Below are 19,290 nucleotides of genomic sequence, written 5' to 3'. Positions count from 1 at the left end.
CTTCTCATACCACAAATCAACAGAAAATCTTGTTGGTGGCTATTGGCCCGGTGTTCACCTCTTCCCATCCCGAACAGAGAAGTTAAGCCCGGAACCGCCGATGATACTTGGGTCAAACCTGGTAAAGTAGGTAGCCGCCACAATACTATTATACAATCCCATCTTATATAAAGATGGGATTTTTTGCGTTTGCACCTCTTCCCATCCCGAACAGAGAAGTTAAGCCGGGGGCGCCTAGCCCGGAACCGCCGATGATACTTGGGTCAAACCTGGTAAAGTAGGTAGCCGCCACAATACTATTACACAATCCCATCTTTATATAAGATGGGATTTTTTTGTTTTGGGGATACGGATTTTATACTCATTACACTTCAAGGATCGCAATGCTCGTGCCGCCGATGGTTTTACCAGTCTATAAGCTGTATCAGTAAGCAGAAATGCAATATTGTAAAAAAAGATTTTTGAATCTGGAAGGCCAGCTGGATTCAAGCAACACTTTTCAAGGACATTGATTTTCGAAGATGTCAAAATTATCTTTAAAAACATTATCGCTATGTACGTTTAGCAAGAAGAGTTAGGGAACTTTCAACGTGTTGGGTCAGCGAATACTGCAATTGTCCAAACGAATAAATCACCCAACTTCAACCATATACGAAAAACAGAAATTTACGGTGACGGAAAAATAATAGGAGAGGTGTATATTGCATTCAGTTTAACAGTATGAAACAGAAATCTGGTTACAACAGTAGTTGTTTCTGAGCAAAAAACGAATGCGAACTGCGGATACCTCCTTTAAAATAGAGAAGCTTAATAAGATTATCGACGATAATTTCGACCAATCTGAATTCGGTATTGACAACATTTGCAAGGATTTAGGCCTTAGTCGGTCTCAACTTTACCGGCAGGTGAAGGAATACACCCAATTGTCGATCTCTCTTTACATCCGCAAAAGGAAAATGATTAGGGCGGCTGAACTGCTGAGATCGTCTCAGATGAAAACATCCGAGATTTCCTATTTGCTTGGCATCGACAGCCCGCAAAGCTTTAGTAAATACTTCGCGCAGGAGTTTGGTGTATCGCCGACAGCTTACAGGCGACAGGAAATTGTGGAGATGGAGGGTATCTCCGAGGAAAAGACAGTGATATTGCCGTTCGCCGCTCCGCTGGAAAGTGTGCTGTCAGAAGACACAAGGCCTCGTAAGATACCTGCCGCCATTTTCGGTAAAATCCGGCTAACGTTTTTAATACCGTTGCTCTTGGTTGCATCTGGTGCCGTTTTCTGGCTTCAAAATAGAGAGGTTGCGTGGGACTCGGAACAAGGTGCCACAATTTTCGAAAATTCCATTGCCGTGATGCCTTTTAAAAACCTGGGATCAGAAAAGACCGATTACCTGTGCGTTGGTGTACGCGACCAGATTCATGGATCCCTGGCACTGATTGAGAAGCTTAAGGTTATTGCCACTTCTTCCTCCGACCGTTATAAAGACACCCATACCCCCGTCGATACCATTGCCCAGGAGCTTGGGGTTAACTACCTGCTCGAGGGCTCGGTGCTCGTTGTAGATCAACAGCTCAGGATCAGACTGGAACTGGTCAGCACCATTGATCGTCGTACGGTATGGACAAAAACCTACGATAGTCAGATGACCGCCGTGTTCGGCCTGCTCAATCAGGTAGCGAAAGAGGTGAGTTTTGAGTTGAAACAGAAATTAAACGAGAATTTTGAACGCCAAAAGAATAGAAAAACAACAAATAATCTGTTCGCTTACAATGAATACCTGAAGGGGCGCCAGCTTATTCTTTCCCGGAAAAAAGAACAGTTGCTGGCCAGTGTGGTGCATCTGAACCGTGCGATACAGGCTGATCCCGGGTTTAGCGATGCTTTCGCTCAGCTAAGCGTTGCATACCACCTGATGGCAGAAAATGGCGTCATGCCGCGTGATTCCTGCATAAAACTTGGTGAGCGATACGCATTGACAGCCATCAGGATGGATCCGGACTGCGGGATGGCTTTTGCCGGCCTGGCCAACCTGTACCGTGAGCAACAGAAATGGGAACAAGCAGAGGCCGCGTACCGGATAGCACTGAGGCATCAACCCAATGATGCGATGATCAACTACTGGTTTAGCCTGCTGTTGCGGACGACGGGTAATGTGGATGAGGCCATGCGGTATAGCCTCAAAGCTGTTATTCTTGACCCATTACACCCTGTCATCCACGGCGGACATATGCTCAATTGTTTGTACGCAAAAGAAACCGGGCTTGCGCAAAAATATATAGACGAAGGAAAAGATCTTTTTGGGGAATCGTTTGCCTACCACTTGGGGTGTACCATCTTTTACACTGCCAGATTCGACTACAAAAGAGCCATGCAACATGCTCTCGAAACGGAACGTCTTAATCCCGGTGTAAAAATGGAAAACCAGATTATGTTCCTGAGGGCACGTGAGGGACGGACTGACGAAGTACTTGCTTATCTGAAAGCATTACCCGAAAGGTCAGAGAATGATGTCGCACGTTCCATAATTTATTCGGGATTGCGCGATAAAGAAAAAAGCATCCATTATTTGCTGAAAGCTACCACTAGCGGCCGCATTCCCGGTGACATCAAAGTTTCCCCTTTTTTCGATGTCATAAGGGGCGATCGGCGGTATCTGGTGACACTGAGAAAATTCGGACTGTAACGGGTGCGCCGTGCTGGTTGAGCTTTATCGAAGCTCTTTTTGACCAAATAGCCTAAATCTGCAATAATAACACACGTTTTTGGTCAGATAAGCCACATGTGAAAACCGTGTGGCCGGTACCTTTGCGTGTTCATTTTAAACCCAAGAGCACGTTCTCCCTCATCACGCGTAACTGGACCAACCCGACATAACCTCCTTCTGCCGAGGTTCAGGCCCAGGCGCGAACCATTGAAAAACTTTATATGAAAAGAAAAATTACACATTCCTTCCTGACAGCAAGTCTGCTGTTTTTTACACTGCTTGGGGGCACTCCTGCATTTGCCGACACCCGCTATGTGGATGCAGGCACTGGAAATAACGCCAATAGCGGAACCGCCTGGAACCAGGCCTACAAAACGCTTGCACATGCCATTCGAGAAGCGCACCAAACGCTTTCTATAACGGAAATCCGGGTGGCGAAGGGGATCTATTATCCAGAGGACAAAGCCGGCAATGGAACCAGTGACCGGCACAAAGCTTTTACGATTACCCGCAAGGGATTGGAGCTACTCGGCGGTTACCCGACAGGTGGTAACGGTTCGCGCGATTCAGATGCAAATCCAACGATCATGAGCGGGAATCTGGGTGCGCAAAATAACAACGCCGATAATGCTTACCACGTACTGATTACTGTTGGATCCGATATTGATGCCAGTCTGAAACTGGATGGTTTTACAATCAGAGATGGAAATGCGAATGGAGCATCAGGCGATCGAATTAATGTAAACGGTTATGATCTGATCCAGGATGCTCGTTCCGCGGGATGGTTTAATGTACATGGAAGTCCTGTACTGAACAGAATGAAAATCATAAATAACCGTTCTAACCAATGGGGTGGAGGAGTTTTAAATGTTGGGGGGAGCCCAACCGTAACCAACACGAGAATCAGTGAAAATTCCGCAGATATCGGTGGCGGATGGGTTAACAATGGAGGGAATCCCATCTTGAAAAATGTAGAGATTCGCGGAAACTCCGCTTATTTGGGAGGGGGGTGGTATAGCTTTGGAGGAAATCCTGTGATGCAGAATTCTCTGATTACTGAAAATTCAGCGGAACTAGGGGCGACAGCCTGGGGGCATAAAGAGGGTAGCATGACTCTGCTCAACTGTACGGTTGCCGGTAACATTGGCCCATATTCAATCAATCTTGAATCAGGTAGTATTGATATCCGCAATAGCATTATATGGGGTTCAAGCGACAAAGACTTTGCGAATCTCCCCGGGATTTCTTATACAAACTGTATTGCCAGAGGCAGTAAAAGTAGCGTCAATTGGAACGAATCACCGGGCAACAAAGGTGGAAATCTGGATATCGACCCATTGTTTGTGAATCCTGCTGCCGGGGACTACCGATTGCAGTTCTGCTCACCGGCTATCAATAGAGGTAAAACCTCATTGATTACGGATCAAAGCTTCCCAGACCTGGCGGGGAACGCCAGGGTTATCGGCTCAAACGTTGACATAGGAGCGTACGAGTATCAGGGCTCGCATCCTGGCCCAGGGACTATCTACGTGGATGCATCAGTGACTGCGACCGGAAACGGTGCCAGCTGGGCAACTGCTTTTCGATCTCTGGCAGAAGCCATTAAGCTGGCTCACGAGTCCTGTTTTGGCATAGATAAAATTCTCGTAGCAGAAGGTACCTATTACCCCGAGTACAAAGCCGGCAACGGCACCAGTGATCGCCACAAAGCTTTTACGATTACCCGGAAAGGGCTTGAACTGCTGGGCGGATATCCGGCGGGCGGCAACGGCACTCGTGATCCTGATGCGCATCCTACCATCATGAGCGGGAATTTGGGTGCGCTAAATAACAACGCCGACAATGCTTACCACGTACTGATTACTGTTGGATCCGATATTGATGCCAGCCTGAAGTTGGATGGTTTTACGGTTAGAGATGGAAATGCAGACGGAGGCTGGAAAGACTTTATCTCGGTAAACGACTTCGCTTCTGTTGGTAATTCCCGATGCGGAGGGTGGTACAACGTTCATGGTAGCCCCCAACTGAACAAGATGAAAATTACAAACAACAGTTCCTATGAATATGGAGGAGGCGTTTTAAACGAAGGAGGGAGCCCAACTGTAACCAACACAATTATCAGCGACAATATGGCGGAGAGGGGTGGCGGATGGTACAACTATCCGGGCAACCCCATCTTAAAAAATGTAGTAATCAGTGGGAATTTCGCGTCAGATCAAGGTGGGGGATGGTACAACAATGGAGGAAATCCTGTCATACAAAACGCTCTCATCATTGGAAACACAAACGGAGCCTTGAATAATAAAGGTGCCTCTGGGAACCCATCTTTACTAAATTGTACGATTGTCGGCAACGTGGGCAGTGGGAACTATTTTCAATACACGAGTGTCGCTAACAGCATCCTTTGGGATCTGAACAACAATTATGGTGGCACTCCTTCAAATAATTCTTATAACAATAGCATCTTAAGAGGCAGCGGAGGCAGCAGTCACTGGATGGGGCCAGTGGGTAGTGACAAAGGCGGTAACCTGGACATAAATCCCTTATTTGTGAATCCTGCTGCCGGAAATTACCGATTACAGCCCTGCTCCCCGGCCATTGAGGCAGGTAAAACTTCATTGATTACAGATCAAACAGTCCCCGACCTGGCGGGAAACACGCGTGTTATTGGCGCAAACGTGGACATGGGAGCGTTTGAATCGGTTGTTGCATTTTCTGGTGTGATTTACATAAAAGCCGGTGGAACGGGCAATGGAACCAGCTGGGACTGCGCAATGGGTGATCTGCAAGCTGCCATCAACTTGTCGTCAGGAGGCCAGCAGGTATGGGTAGCAAAAGGCACTTACCGACGGCCAAACAGCGGTGAGTATTTCCGGATGAAGGATAACCTGAAGATCTATGGTGGCTTCAATGGAGATGAAACAAGTCTCACGCAGCGGGATTTGACCAATATGTTGAATGCCAGTATTTTGCAGGGCCATGATACCCATGTGGTGTATAATAATGGAGAGAACGTTCAGTCATCCGCACTTTTGGATGGGTTTACCATTACCGGCGGGGGAGGCAATTTGGGCGGTGGCATCCGCAATCATGGTGCTTCGCCCACGATAAAAAACTGTGTGATCACTGGCAATACGGTGGGCTATCAGGGGGCTGGAATATTTAACTTCGCTTTTTCATCTCCCACTTTTATCAACTGTATTATCAGGGACAACAGGACATCCGTTGGCGGGGCTAGCTACAATTCCAACTCAAGCCCGAGGTTCATCAACTGCATCATCAGCAACAACACCGCTGAAAACGGCGCTGGTATATATAGTTTATCTTCTACTGTCACGGTTATCAATTGCACCATCGCCGGCAATGGTACCAGCGCTATATCCAGCACTGTTTCAACGGTTCTCGTACGCAACAGTATTGTCTACGGAAATGGCAGCGGGATCAATGCGGGCGATGTTCAATACAGCCTGGTGCAGGGCATGACCGGTACGGATAACCACAACTTGCCGGGTGATACCGACCCGCTTTTTGTAGACGCTGCCAGCGGCAACTACCGCCTGCAAACGTGCAGTCCGGTGATCAACAGGGGGAATAACGGTTACTATGCTACCGGACAAGATACCGACTTGTCAGCCATCACGACAGACCTGGATGGCAAAGCCCGTTTTTATAACGATCGCATTGTCGATTTGGGGGCCTATGAGCTGGAATACAGTACGGCTATCATTTACGTAAAGGAGGGTGGAACGGGCCCGGGAACACGCTGGGCATGCGCGACCGGGGATTTGCAAGCTGCCATTAAATCTGCAAATAGCGGTGATCAGGTATGGGTTGCCGGTGGGACGTATCAGGGCTCATTTAGTATGAGCGAAGGGGTGAAGATCTATGGTGGTTTCAAAGGAGATGAAGAAAGTCGCACCGAGCGGGATTTGAGAAATACTGCCTATTCGAGCACTTTGAATGGTGGTGGGACTCATTATGTAGTTTATAATGAACGGAACAACCTTACTTTCGAATCTGTATTGGATGGCTTTACCATAACCGGCGGTTATAAAAGCGGGATCTATAACTGGTCAGCCTCTCCGTCGATTGTCAATTGCATTATTAAGGGTAATTCGGCCGGGAACAACGGTGAGTATGGCGGTGGGATTTACAATCAGGAGTCATCGCCTTTTATTACCAACTGCCTTATTATCGGAAACAGGGGCCGCTACGCTGGGGGTGGCATAGCCAATATCAATTACTCCTCGCCAACACTGACCAACTGCACCATTGCCGGCAACTGGGCAGCGGGTAATAGTGGGGGAATCTACAACGAAACAGAATCATGGCCGGTTGTGCGCAATAGTATTGTTTATGGCAATTCCGGCGGCATCAACAGCGACAATGGTTCCGGTTATGAAAGTTATCACAACCTGATACAGGGAGTAACCGATACGAGCGACGGCAACATTGCCGGCTACGCCGATCCGCTGTTTACTGACGCTGCTAACGGCAACTATCGCCTACAGGCATGTAGCCCCGCTATCAACAGGGGGAATGACGACTATTACCGTGAAATACGCGGACAGAGGCCCGACCTATCGTACATCACAACCGACCTCGCTGGGGAAGTCCGGATATACAACGGTACGGTTGATATCGGTGCCTACGAATTTACAGGCACCCCAATAGCACCGGTACTTGCTGCTAACAAGGGTGAATTTATTGGGCAGATTTCGGGAAATACCCTGCTTGGTGTAAATGGTTCTGTCTGTACGGTGATTGCCCGTCTGATACCCAACGGTTCCTCGGCCGTTTCCGGTGAAGTAGCCGCGAAAGTTTGGGTAGAAACCAATCAGCCACAAAATTTCTTGAAAAGACATTACCAGATAACACCGGCGACGAACGCCCAGGCAGCGACGGCCCAGCTAACACTCTATTTTACCCAGCAGGAATTTGATGACTTCAATGCAGCGAATTCCATTAAGCTGCCTCTGAACGCGCTGGATGCGGAAAATTACAAGGCCAATCTTCGTATTGAAAAACGTTCGGGGACCAGTAACGATGGCTCGGGTTTGCCGGCATCCTATAACGGAACTGTGGTAACGATCAATCCACTGAACTCCTCGTTAAACGGAAGCATCGCCTGGAATACCTACGCCAGTCGTTGGGAGGTGAGTTTTGATGTGACCGGTTTTAGTGGATTTTTTGTGAAAACAACCGATACGCCTTTGCCGCTAAAATTGCTAAGCTTCACCGTGACCGAAGAGAAAGGCGCTAACCTGCTCAACTGGAAAACGGCGAGTGAAGTAAACACGCTGAATTTCGAGGTGCAACGCAGCGCGGATGCAAAAACGTTTACCCAAATCGGAACTGTCAATGCCCATGGTAACGGCAATCACCAGTACAGCTATCAGGACGCCACAAGTTACTACGGCAACGTTTATTACCGGTTAAGGATGAACGACATCGATGGTTCCTTTGCTTACAGCAAAATCATTTCGATAACGAATGGTGAAGCAAGTCGAGTTATGGTTTATCCTAATCCGGCAATCGAATTAATTGATTTAAAAGTTCCGCAGACGTTAATCCAAAGCAAAGCCACCTTGTACGATGTAACAGGAAGGCCACTCCAAAGTATAACCATTACCGGCAACATGCAACAGGTTTCCATAAAATCTCTCCGTAGCGGAGTTTACATTTTGAAGTTTGCCGATGGTACGGCGGAACGATTTGTAAAGGAATAGAGCACTTTCTACTGTGGCTGACCCATAAAAGGCTTTGGCTTTTTGGTCAGCCACAGTAGTTACGTAGGCATGCTGATATCATTTGTGGTAACTCAATAGTACTACACATTTGGAAGTTTAAGTCGATTTCACCGATCTTGATAAATTGCCTGATCCAAATTTTAACGCTTTGCAGATTGTTTTGCTCATTTGGCAGAATTTCGGGAGGTCATGTGATTTCACGTTTCTAATTTTAAGACGTTCAACCAAACAATTTTCAGCATGAATATTTTGGAAACGAATGGCTTATACCATCAATATGGTCGTGAGGAGCATGTTATCAACGGGCTTAACCTGTGCGTTCCACAAGGTAGCATCTACGGATTTTTGGGTCCAAACGGTGCTGGAAAAACAACAACACTGAGGATTATTCTCGGACTGATCAAGTGCGAAGTTGGGCAGATCCATATCTTTGGGAAGTCACTTGCGCATAACAGGGAGGTGATTTTGAAAAACATTGGTTCACTGATCGATAGTCCCTCATTCTATGGACATCTTACGGCTGCCGAGAATTTGCAGGTTTTTCAACGCATCTATCAATGCCAGAGATCCAGAATTAATGAGGTCCTGGAGGTGGTGGGATTGGCTCGCACTGGTAACAAAAAAGCAGGTCGTTTTTCGCTTGGTATGAAGCAAAGGCTGGGCATCGCCATTGCACTCTTGCACAATCCCAGGTTTTTGATCCTGGACGAGCCTACAAACGGACTTGACCCTAACGGGATGATCGAGATCCGCGAGGTGCTCCTTAACCTAAACCGGCAACAAGGGATTTCAATACTTGTTTCGAGTCACATACTCGCTGAAATGGAGAAACTGGTAAGTCACGTTGGAATCGTCAATAAGGGACAACTGATCTACGAAGGTTCACTTGGTCACTTGATGAATGAAAGACAACAAGGGTTGCAAACTATTTGGGAAACTTCTGACTCGGTTAAGGCAATGGAAATCCTGGACGGCAGGTACAATGCAAAGAAGCTGGACGAGAGCAGGCTGGTGATCAATGAACTGAACAGACTGGAAGTCAGTTTCGTCAATCGAAATCTGGTAGAGGCAGGTGTCTCGGTGTATGAGATAAACAGCAATAATAAAGACCTTGAAAGTATTTTTATTAACCTTATCGGCGATTAGTAATGGTTATTTTACACAGCATCCAAAGCGAGTGGATTAAGAAAAGTCATAGTTCTGCATCGTGGCTGACGGTATTTGGCGCCTTTTTTATACCCGTTATTGTCCTCGTCAGGAGAATATCAGATCCCCACAACTTGTTCGCAGCAAATGCTTCGGACAAAATTTGGAATATCCTGTATGCCCAATGCTGGCAGTATATGTCTGTTTTTGTGTTACCAATGGGGATCATCCTCACGGCCAGCCTGCTTGCCCAGATTGAGTTTCGAAATAATTCATGGAAGCAATTGCATACTACACCACAGAGCTTAACGGTAGTGTTTGTATCTAAATTTTGCATTGCAATCATGATGTTGATCCAGTTCTTTTTGCTTTTCAACGTCGGTATTGTACTCACCGGCGTTGTACCCGCGCTTTTTTTTCGGGATGTGCCATTCCCCGGCCAGGATTTTCCTTTTCAAGATTTTGTGATCGGGAATGCCAGGTTTTTCCTTTACTGTTTGCCAATCCTATCCTTACAATATCTGCTGAGCATCCAGGTCCGTAATTTTATGATCCCAATCGGTGTTGGTTTCGCATTGGTGATTGCGTCATTGATCGCAGTATCGTGGAAATATGGATATTTTCTTCCCTACACGTATTGTTCAAAGCGGTTTTTGCAAAATGACAGCCGTATTGATCCGGAAATCAATATTAAGATCTGGGCGATCGGATATTTTGTCCTATTTACCGTTTTAAATTATATCATATATATTAGGCGAAAGAATAGGGGATGATTTTTTGACGACCCGTATCAAATTGAAGCTGACAATCAAATGAAAAAACAGTTTAGCAAGTTGCTTCAACTAGGGTATTGGGGCTTGTACGCTATACTTCTTACGGTGTTATTCCTGCTTCTGACTTTTTTCCAGAAGCCACCGATGAACTTTATTTATTGGTGGCGGATCATGCTCGGTTTCGCCGTGCTTCCCGGGGTGATCGCTTTTTACGCCTCCCATACATTCCTGTTCTCTGTTTACCTGCGAACAAGAAACGCATTTTTGTTATTGCTGCTATTTATCCTTGCGGCGCTGATCGCTACGTTTGCCGGAATGACTGTCCTGACCCTGGTCATACATACAACTTATCTGACCAACGACGGAATACAGGGCGTCCTTGGTTTGGCTATTCCAATCGCATTTCTGGCATTGGTGAATGGTTTAATCGGATTTGTAATCAAGGGATTTGATTCCTGGTTCCACGATATTGAACTTAAAGAGGAACTGAATCAGAAAAATTATGAAATGGAGCTGGAACTTATTAAGTCCCAGCTCGATCCGCATTTTCTATTTAACACCCTTAATAACATTGATATACTGATCGAAATGGATAGCGCAAAAGCGTCCGGCTATCTCAACAAACTATCCGATATCATGCGATTTATGTTGTATGATTCAAAAACAGACAGAATACCCCTGACTAAAGAGCTGGACTACATTGAGAAATACATTGCGCTGCAAAGAGTTCGGACCTCCAATGATAAAGCCATAAATTACCTGGTAACAGGGGAGCCCGGATCAAAAATGATTGCGCCAATGCTGTTTATTCCTTTCATTGAAAACGCCTTTAAACACAGCAATTTGAGAGCTGTTGGCGCCGTCGATATAGGGTTTGTTATTGAGGAAAGAAAAGTGGTATTTACTTGCGACAATCTGTTTATAGCAAATGGGCCTTTTCAAAAGCGAGTGGGAGGACTAGGGAAAGAGCTGGTGGAAAGAAGGCTGGCCCTGCTTTATCCGGGTAAACATAATCTCGTGATTGTGGTTGATGAAAGTTATTATAGAATCAAACTTGAAGTGGAAGAATGAAGATTAACTGCATTATCGTAGAAGACGAGCCGTTGGCCATGGCGCGTTTACGGGATTACGTACATAAATTACCGTTGCTCAACTTGGTTGGAACGTTCGAAAACGGCGAAGATGCTTTTACTTTTTTAAAATGCAACGATGTAGATTTGGTCTTTCTGGATATCAATCTGGGTACGTTCTCGGGAATAAACCTGTTAGAATCTACGCGCATGGATTGCCAGGTGATTATCACCACTGCTTACCACGAGTTTGCATTAAAGGGCTTTGAATTGAGCGTAACCGATTATCTGCTCAAACCATTCACGTTTGAGCGGTTTGTCATGGCAGTGGATAAGGTCGTGTCAAGATTGGGGAAAATTATACATTCAGAAAAGAAGGGAATATTTGTAAAAACGGAAACCCGCCTGGACAGAGTGCCTCTGGATGAAATCCTATACATTGAGGGAATGAGGGATTATCGGCGGATTCATACCGTTAGAAAGAAGATTATGACGTTGCAGACCTTTACCGATTTTGAAAAAGAGATTCCGGCTCAAATTATTTGCAGGGTACACAAATCCTTTATGGTGTCCATAGATAAAATCGAATCGATAGAAAAGGAAAAAGTCAAGATCAATAATATTTTCATACCGATTTCGATTACTTATCGCAACAGTTTTATGAAAGTGATTAGACATTCATAATTTTATTGAGTTGGCGCAATGATAGCCTGCATGGCCACCATGATTTTAGTTTACCAGAAAATTCTACTCCCGGTGAGCTTATCATGTGGATGAAGCTGTTGCATTCCTCGCGCAGTTTTTAATTTTTCACTGTGCGCAATGAATTACTTCGTTCGAACCACTCTAAGCTTACTCATTAATTCTTTACGACCTGAGGTAGGTATACGGATTGGTTCATTGCTGCCCGCCATATACAAATGATTACTCTCCAGTCGGTCAAGATATCGTAAATTAATGACCAGAGATCTGGATAAACGATAAAAATCCGTAGTCATGAAATATTGAACCAGGTTTCCCAAATTTGTACTGATCAAATAAGGCTTTTCCTTACCCACCATAAATATGTAAACATAAGATCCCTCTGCACTTAAATACAGAACATCGTCGCGATTCACTTTTTTATAGCCCTTGTCTAAGGGAAGGTAAATGAGGTCGGACTCGTAATTTTCAAAGCCATTTTTTAACGGCGCCTGAAAATTATGATAGGCCATTTCAATCTGAAATATAAGCTCATCGGCTCTGAAGGGTTTGAGTAAATAAGCGGCCGGTCTTGTTTCTTTTGCCACCAAAAAGGTTTGCTTGTCAGAATTGGCGGTCAGGTATATGATTGGCATTTTATGAATGGAAAGTATTTGTTTGGCGGTATCAATACCATCCCGCACCGAATCCTTTAACCGGATGTCTACCAAAGCCAAATCAGGAGGCGTTGTGCTGACGATTTGGATAGCCTTGTCAAAGTTAGGAGCAACGGCAACTACCTCATAAGCGGCTTCTTCCAGTGTTTCCCGAAGATCCATGGCAATGATACCGTCGTCTTCGATAATGAGAATTTTAATGGGATGTTTTGGTGGCATGGATTGAAGAGGGGAGCTGATGTTAGTCTATAAATATAGAATATTATTACTTAATTATTTTGTTAAGTGCTGGGTTAATGAGCAGTGTATCTAAACTTTACGATGTAATGTTCCTAAAAAACATGTACCGGTGCCACTGAACTGATATCCGTACCCAAGTAGCTATTTTGTATATGGATGACCGTCTAATGCCCAATAGGCACCGGTTTTATGTTGCGTTTTATGTTCGATTACATCTTTTTGAGATTCGCAAATTGGCCTGCGACCGTGAGGTCATATTTCCCGCCTGAAGTACTACCGCCGAGGGTACCGCTGGGCCTTACCTGAATTCTGTAACTTCCCTTCGGCAAATCTTTACTAAGGTAAAACTGGGATTTTTGGGCGCCATATATTCCACCAATGTTATCCCCGGACTTGTCCTGAAGTTCGATCACTACATTCACGTCAGGAGAAGCGAGCTCTATGTCCAGTGGTGAATTCGCATCCGAGGTAATATCTATGCTATATATATGGAGTATCTCGCCAATTTTGCCGGCGTTCCATTTTTCCGATTTTGTTTCAGAACTGGAACTTACCCTTTTTAAATTTTTTGTTTTTCCGAAAATGTGCAGGTTGTAATTTCCTACACTACCTCTGCTGTCGGTACCGGCCATAACGGTATACACTCCCTTTTTGACAGCATAAAGAATGTACTCATACCGGCTCGATTGTCGTGCGGTAACGAGGGCTCCCAGGTTATCGTATAAAAAGAGAGACACCTCAGTGTCCGCGGACAACAATTCGATATCAATGGCAGAATTATCCTCAACTACTTCAAATGTATAAAAATGATTTTTAAAAGTTTTCTTGCCGGCCCCGCCTCCCAGAGGTCCCCAGTTTTGGGTCTCAGAACGGAGGGCTTGAAATGAAACGGGTTCAATTCCGGCTTTTGTTCCGGTTACTTTAAGGGAGAATTTTCCAATGGCCCTCCGGTCAGCACTTACGACAATTCGATAGATTCCGGGAGATTTAGCCGTGTAAGGCGAGGAAATCTGCCTGCCCTGCGTACTCGTTTCCACACGGTTGCCAATTGGATCAAACAAGGTATATTGTACATTGATATCCCCGGAAATCAACTCAAAGCTTACTACCTGATTGGCTGCGGCTACTTCAAATGTATAGAGGAAATTCTTGAACGAAGTATAATTCTCAAATCCCCCGGCCGTAGAGGCTGATGACCACTCACCATTCGCCAGGCCATCTTTCAGCTTGGTTTCTACTTCTTCAATGGGATCCTCTTTCCCCGGACAGCCCATTAATACCGTTGCGATTAATAACAAAAGGAATAAATTTTTCATAAAATATCAATTTGAAAATGAAATGAATGGCACAGGTAATTACAAGGCGTGATAGATAAGGCCCCGCACAATCTCTTTTTCAACCCAGGTAGGCTCGCGTTGATAGGTTCGTCTGACATTTACTTCCCAGGACCCTTCCCTGGAACCGGACACCAACCGCGGATTGTCGGAATTCACAAGGCCGGGTGTCCATACGACATCAAATGTTTTTCCGGGGCTTACAAATTGGTATCCCGGGAAAGGAGTGAAGCTGTCCGGTTCCTCCAAAGAGATGATTTTCAATTCGTCATAGCGTATTCCGGGGTCCCATTCTGTGGCCACAAACGTATCTCCTTCGTACACGAATTTATATCCGGTTGCTGGAATCCACAGGCCTTCGCCGGTATCTGACCAAGCTTTAAAATCAGGATGAAGCAGCCCGGGAGTCCATAATGTTTCTAGCCCTTTGGTCTGGTCGACAAACTGATAGCCGGGCATTGGAATCCAAACGCCCACTTTATCGGAGCTTTGAAGCTTATACTTCGGATGAGCCAAACCTGGCTCCCATGCTACGTCCAGATCCCGGGCTAAAAACCGGCTGTCTTCCGTTTTGCTATCCTGCCACAAAAAGCCAGGTTTGGGAGTGGCCATAAAAGGAGCAGACAAGGCAACATCCGATTTGAAAAAAATGATTAAATGCCAGCCGACAAGGATCAAAAAAATCAGTATCAAAACGCGCGTTGGATTGAGATCCAGTTTTTGAGACTTCATGATGTATCGAGGGTTTATTTGCTGTGATCACTTAGAATTTAAAGGCGATACCAACCCGCGAAGAAGATAGTCCGGTATATCCAAGTTCAGCGAAGGCAGCTACCTTTGGAACGAAATAGAATTTGGCTCCAACGAAGTAATTGGCAAAAATCCCGCTGCTGTAATTGTATCCGTAACCATAGCTACGGTCGTTCCAGCTAAAACTTTGGTAGCCCAGCCCTACGCCGGCATAGAGATCAACTTTACCAGATCTGATTTTAAGTATTCTGTTAAAATGGTAAGAACCACGTACTCCCAAATAGTAAGCTTTATAGCCCCAGTGTGAGCTGCTGTAATAATAATCGTTGTATCGTCCTGAATTGTAATCCAATTGGCCTCCCACCGAAATGTCTTTGTGGACGCCCGTTTCGAAAGAAACCCCGATCGGTGTGCCGTAATAATAGGAAGACAAACCAAGACCTACGTTTAACAATTTAGCTCTCTTGTTAAAACCTGAACCATAGGTTTTGGATGGTTGGCCGCCAGACTTTGAGGGGGTGGTTTTTTGTTCAACTGCCTTATAGTCGTTGGTGGGTGACGTCGCTGTTTTCTTAGGAGTATTTTCCTGTGATTGATTCTGAGGACCGATGGACTTCGGTGGAACGGGTTTGCTCGTTACAGCTTGTCCGCTTGTGCCCGCCGGCGCTTTCGAGATAGCAGGCTTTGCGGTACTTTTTTTTGCGGCAGTAGACTTACCCGATTTTGCCGCGGCAGGTTTCGCTGTGGAGGTTTTTGCCGCAGCCGGTTTTGCTGTCGATTGTTTAGCAGCTGCTGGCTTGGTTTGTGCATCAGCTTGATTTACAGCCGAACATAGAAACAAGCCCAATGCTAGTGTAACAGAGAGTGTGCAGAGATGTATTTTCATAGTTGAATAGAGGAAGAGGTGTGATCGGATGAGTCGACAATTAACTTTAGTAAACTTCTGCATTTAGGTGTTGTAGATCAATTCTGGATTGACGAACGGAAGGTTTCCTCCAACCAAGCCTGGTTTTCTTCTCATAAAGCCAGCATCGTTTATAGAAGTGTTAAGAAAAGCTGGTTCTATTTTCTATTTAATTTTAAAGTAAATCGCTGGTACTTCATATATTGGGGTGTATTTTTTCAACCCTTCTTCATGCATAGAAACCGTTCATTATCAGTGTTGTTGGGGCTATTATTGCTGATGCTTGCTCCCCTTTGTGCCCAGAAGCTGGAATACCCTAAAATAGCGCCCGATCGTTTGGCATTCATTCAGGGAGTATTGAAAGAAGCTGTTGCCAAAAAAGATTCACATATGTTGGCCGAAGCCTGGTATTTATTTGGAAAAACCTATGGCGGAGTTGGCGAGTACAGGGCGGCACAGCAATATTTTTTAAAGTCGCTTCAAATTCAGGAGCGTTATGGAGATTCATATGAACTTGGACGGATATACCTGCGCATGGCCGATGTTGAAGTATCCCAAAATCATTTGGAGGAAGCTTTGGACAATGTGAATCAGGCGCAAAAAATTTTCCTTCGGGTCAATTCGGAAAAGGGTATCATGAGTGTTTATGCATTGATGGCGAGGGTACAACGTTTGCAATGGCAGCAGGCTGCTACGCCCGATGCAGAAAAGTTGGATTCGTTACGCAGGCTTTATAAGACTGTTTTATCCATGGCGAATAAACAAAAAGATTCATTAATGATGGCTGAAATCGATCTGTATCTTGGGATTGTAGAAACTGAAAATAATCCTGAAAACGCCATTGTATTAATCAACAGAGCTTATAAATATTATTCTGTTAGAAATAAAAGTGGTACAACAACGGCGTTGGTCAGTGTAGCCCCCGCTTACCTTAAAACGGGCCAATATGCGTTGGCGTTGGATGCACTCACGAAGGCAAATACATTTTACAATGAAAACAACCTCAATGACCTGGAATTGCAGGTAGTCATTTTGAGAAATTATGTACTCTATTTTCAGACGATCGGGGATTGGAAAAATGCTTTTGAATATCAAACCAAATTGCATAAGGCAGAGAATAACAAACTTGTGGTGGACAGAGAAGGAGCTCTGGCCAGACTCAATATTGAATTCAATACCAAACAGCAGCAAAAAATGCTTGAAGTGCAACGAAAGGAAATAATACTTCGAAACACCAATCTTAAAACCCAGCAAAATTTAACTTGGGCGCTGTCCGCCTTACTGTTTACCGCCATTGCGGCGGGTACTGTTTATTTTAGGTTGTACAGGAAAAACCAAAGGACAAGCCAGTGGAATGCAGAGCTGCTTCAAGAACAGAATCACAGGGTTAAGAACAATTTACAGATTATTGCAAGCCTCTTGAATATGCAAGCCAAAAGGCTATCCGATGTTGCTGCTAGAAATGCTGTTGAAGAAACTCGTTTACGTGTAGAATCTATGGCGATTCTGCACCGTAAACTTTATGATGGTGAAAAATTTGCCGAAGTGGAACTCGATGGCTTGGTGAGTGAAGTAGTATATGGCGTCTTCAAATCCTACGGTTTTGAGGATATTAAACCAAGTTTTACTCTTGACACAATTACACTCCCTGCTGAGAAGGCAATCCGGTTTGGCCTTATTTTAAACGAACTTTCAACCAATGCCTGTAAATATGCATTCCCATATACCGAGCAACCGCAATTTAGGATCACTAGTGAATTGCTAAATAATAACCTTACGATTACAATTCAAGACAACGGTCCGGGTATTCTGTGGTCCGAAAGAGAATCAAGGCCTCTTATATCCGATACTAAAAAGGGGACGTTAGGAATGTCGTTAATTGAAACTTTGGTAACCCAGCTAAACGGGAAGAGTGAATTTAGAATTGCGAACCGTCAGGAAAACACCGGGACTGAGTTTTGGTTGAAGTTTAAATTGTAAACCTCCTGTTTGTATAAACATTTAATGCATGCTTCTTTTTTTAGTTAAAAACGTGACTTTACGTTTTTGATCTGTATTTGCCACCGAAATATCTAGTTTTCAATGGTCTGGTTTACGGGGGAGGTTAGTGTCCTGAGCGTTTCTACTGACACTACTACTGCTTTTAACCAGGCGAGTATAGGTATAGGCATGTCGGGTTCGGGCACGCTGGCGGTACAAGCTCAGCCCAACATGACTTTTTTCCATACGGCATTTTTTTCAATGAATGCCACAATTAATGAGGATGGTACCTGGACTGTTACGCAGGGGCTTGATTAAAAAATAGCGGTTGTATAGTATCACGGAAGTTCAGTGAATTTCAATAGATCGCCCTGCAAACAATAGTTGCGGGGCGAAATTCTTTTGACATATTGGGTACACGTATTGTATTATACGCGGTTATACCTTTATAAACATTTGATCGTCCCGCCATCAACCCGAAGGACGGCGCCGCTTATGTAGTTGGCAAACGGACTTGTGAGATAAAGGACGGCCCCCGCGACCTCTTCTGGAACGCCGAACCTTCCTGTGTCGTTTGGTATCAGGTCCTGCACTGCCCTGTATTTGATTTCTTCCAATTCTGTTCCCCAGCCAAACTTTGGCGCCGCATTCAGGAGCCAGTCTTCGACCATCGGGTTCATGATCGCACCGGGAGATACTACATTGGAAGTGATGCCCGTTTCTTTCAACTGACGAGCGAGAGATACCGACAAATTGTGCCTTGCAGCCAACGTGGCGTTGTAATGTGGCTGCTCTTTGATCGGCTGTATCGCGAGTCCGCCACCGATATGGATTACACGTCCCCATCCAAGTTCCTTCATTTGAGGCACGATACGGCGGATCATCCGGACGTAAGAGACCACATTCGCATTGTAGATATCCATCCAGTCATCGGACATTGCATCCGACCAGTTCTTGTGACTTACCGCACCGGCGTTGTTCACGAGGATGTCAATCTGGCCTCCTTGCAGTGCTGCCGAAGCGACCGCATCCGCACCCTGATCTGTGGAAAGATCGCCTATCGCGACTTCAGCCGAGCCACCAGCCTGTCTGATGCCTGTTGCGACCTCATTGGTACGCTGCTCGTTTCGCCCGTGAACCACCACCGAAGCTCCTTCGGCAGCCAGCATCCGTGCGATCGTCGCGCCCAAACCTGAACTGGCGCCTGTGATCAGCGCGCGTTTTCCTTTTAATTGTAAGTCCATTTTGTTTTTGTATTGGTAATAAAAATTGGTTTTAAA

Annotated in this window: 13 protein-coding genes and 1 rRNA gene; 9 read left to right on the top strand and 5 right to left on the bottom strand. The window is 45.2% G+C overall.

All coding sequences use genetic code 11. The annotated features are described in order from the left end of the window. The first annotated feature begins 31 nt into the window (after positions 1 to 31). From rrf to M1L62_RS09060, 7 genes are all read left to right on the top strand, one after another. Positions 32 to 143, top strand: a 5S ribosomal RNA gene (rrf, locus tag M1L62_RS09090). Positions 144 to 770: 627 nt separating this feature from the next. Further along, positions 771 to 2,684, top strand: a complete 1,914-nt coding sequence (locus M1L62_RS09085) for a helix-turn-helix domain-containing protein (RefSeq protein ID WP_254412723.1) — start codon at positions 771 to 773, stop codon at positions 2,682 to 2,684. Between the two features lie 242 nt (positions 2,685 to 2,926). Further along, complete coding sequence (locus tag M1L62_RS09080; RefSeq protein ID WP_254412722.1) at positions 2,927 to 8,434, top strand: choice-of-anchor Q domain-containing protein; 5,508 nt, start codon at positions 2,927 to 2,929, stop codon at positions 8,432 to 8,434. A gap of 261 nt (positions 8,435 to 8,695) precedes the next feature. Continuing rightward, entirely contained in the window at positions 8,696 to 9,601 is a 906-nt protein-coding gene (locus M1L62_RS09075) for an ABC transporter ATP-binding protein (RefSeq protein WP_254412721.1), read from the top strand. A 2-nt stretch (positions 9,602 to 9,603) separates the two neighbouring features. Continuing rightward, positions 9,604 to 10,374: an ABC transporter permease gene (locus tag M1L62_RS09070; RefSeq protein WP_254412720.1), complete on the top strand. Its 771-nt coding sequence runs from the start codon at positions 9,604 to 9,606 to the stop codon at positions 10,372 to 10,374. Positions 10,375 to 10,413: 39 nt separating this feature from the next. Further along, positions 10,414 to 11,445, top strand: coding sequence for a sensor histidine kinase (locus tag M1L62_RS09065; protein ID WP_254412719.1), 1,032 nt, complete (start codon positions 10,414 to 10,416; stop codon positions 11,443 to 11,445). Further along, positions 11,442 to 12,128 carry a LytR/AlgR family response regulator transcription factor gene (locus M1L62_RS09060; protein ID WP_254412718.1) on the top strand — a complete coding sequence of 229 codons (687 nt, stop codon included), beginning with the start codon at positions 11,442 to 11,444 and terminating at the stop codon, positions 12,126 to 12,128. The genes M1L62_RS09065 and M1L62_RS09060 overlap by 4 nt, the downstream gene beginning before the upstream one ends. Before the next feature lie 143 nt (positions 12,129 to 12,271). Here the strand turns inward: M1L62_RS09060 and M1L62_RS09055 are convergent, their stop codons facing one another. From M1L62_RS09055 to M1L62_RS09040, 4 genes are all read right to left on the bottom strand, one after another. Beyond that, positions 12,272 to 13,021: a response regulator gene (locus M1L62_RS09055; protein WP_254412717.1), complete on the bottom strand. Its 750-nt coding sequence runs from the start codon at positions 13,019 to 13,021 to the stop codon at positions 12,272 to 12,274. Positions 13,022 to 13,251: 230 nt separating this feature from the next. After that, complete coding sequence (locus tag M1L62_RS09050; protein WP_254412716.1) at positions 13,252 to 14,358, bottom strand: hypothetical protein; 1,107 nt, start codon at positions 14,356 to 14,358, stop codon at positions 13,252 to 13,254. Between the two features lie 39 nt (positions 14,359 to 14,397). After that, positions 14,398 to 15,108 carry a hypothetical protein gene (locus M1L62_RS09045; RefSeq protein WP_254412715.1) on the bottom strand — a complete coding sequence of 237 codons (711 nt, stop codon included), beginning with the start codon at positions 15,106 to 15,108 and terminating at the stop codon, positions 14,398 to 14,400. Between the two features lie 31 nt (positions 15,109 to 15,139). Next, positions 15,140 to 16,012, bottom strand: a complete 873-nt coding sequence (locus tag M1L62_RS09040) for a hypothetical protein (RefSeq protein ID WP_254412714.1) — start codon at positions 16,010 to 16,012, stop codon at positions 15,140 to 15,142. A gap of 249 nt (positions 16,013 to 16,261) precedes the next feature. Between M1L62_RS09040 and M1L62_RS09035 the strand changes: the two genes are divergently transcribed. After that, on the top strand, positions 16,262 to 18,010 hold the full coding sequence (locus tag M1L62_RS09035; RefSeq protein WP_254412713.1) for a histidine kinase dimerization/phosphoacceptor domain -containing protein: 1,749 nt from the start codon (positions 16,262 to 16,264) through the stop codon (positions 18,008 to 18,010). 102 nt (positions 18,011 to 18,112) lie between these two features. Next, positions 18,113 to 18,328 carry a RhiA family protein gene (locus tag M1L62_RS09030; protein WP_254412712.1) on the top strand — a complete coding sequence of 72 codons (216 nt, stop codon included), beginning with the start codon at positions 18,113 to 18,115 and terminating at the stop codon, positions 18,326 to 18,328. Between the two features lie 128 nt (positions 18,329 to 18,456). Here the strand turns inward: M1L62_RS09030 and M1L62_RS09025 are convergent, their stop codons facing one another. After that, on the bottom strand, positions 18,457 to 19,254 hold the full coding sequence (locus M1L62_RS09025) for an SDR family NAD(P)-dependent oxidoreductase (protein WP_254412711.1): 798 nt from the start codon (positions 19,252 to 19,254) through the stop codon (positions 18,457 to 18,459). Positions 19,255 to 19,290: the final 36 nt, after the last annotated feature.

Origin of the sequence: Dyadobacter diqingensis (assembly GCF_024220585.1) — a bacterium.
GTDB lineage: Bacteria > Bacteroidota > Bacteroidia > Cytophagales > Spirosomataceae > Dyadobacter > Dyadobacter diqingensis.
This window is presented reverse-complemented; position numbering and strand designations above follow the sequence as displayed.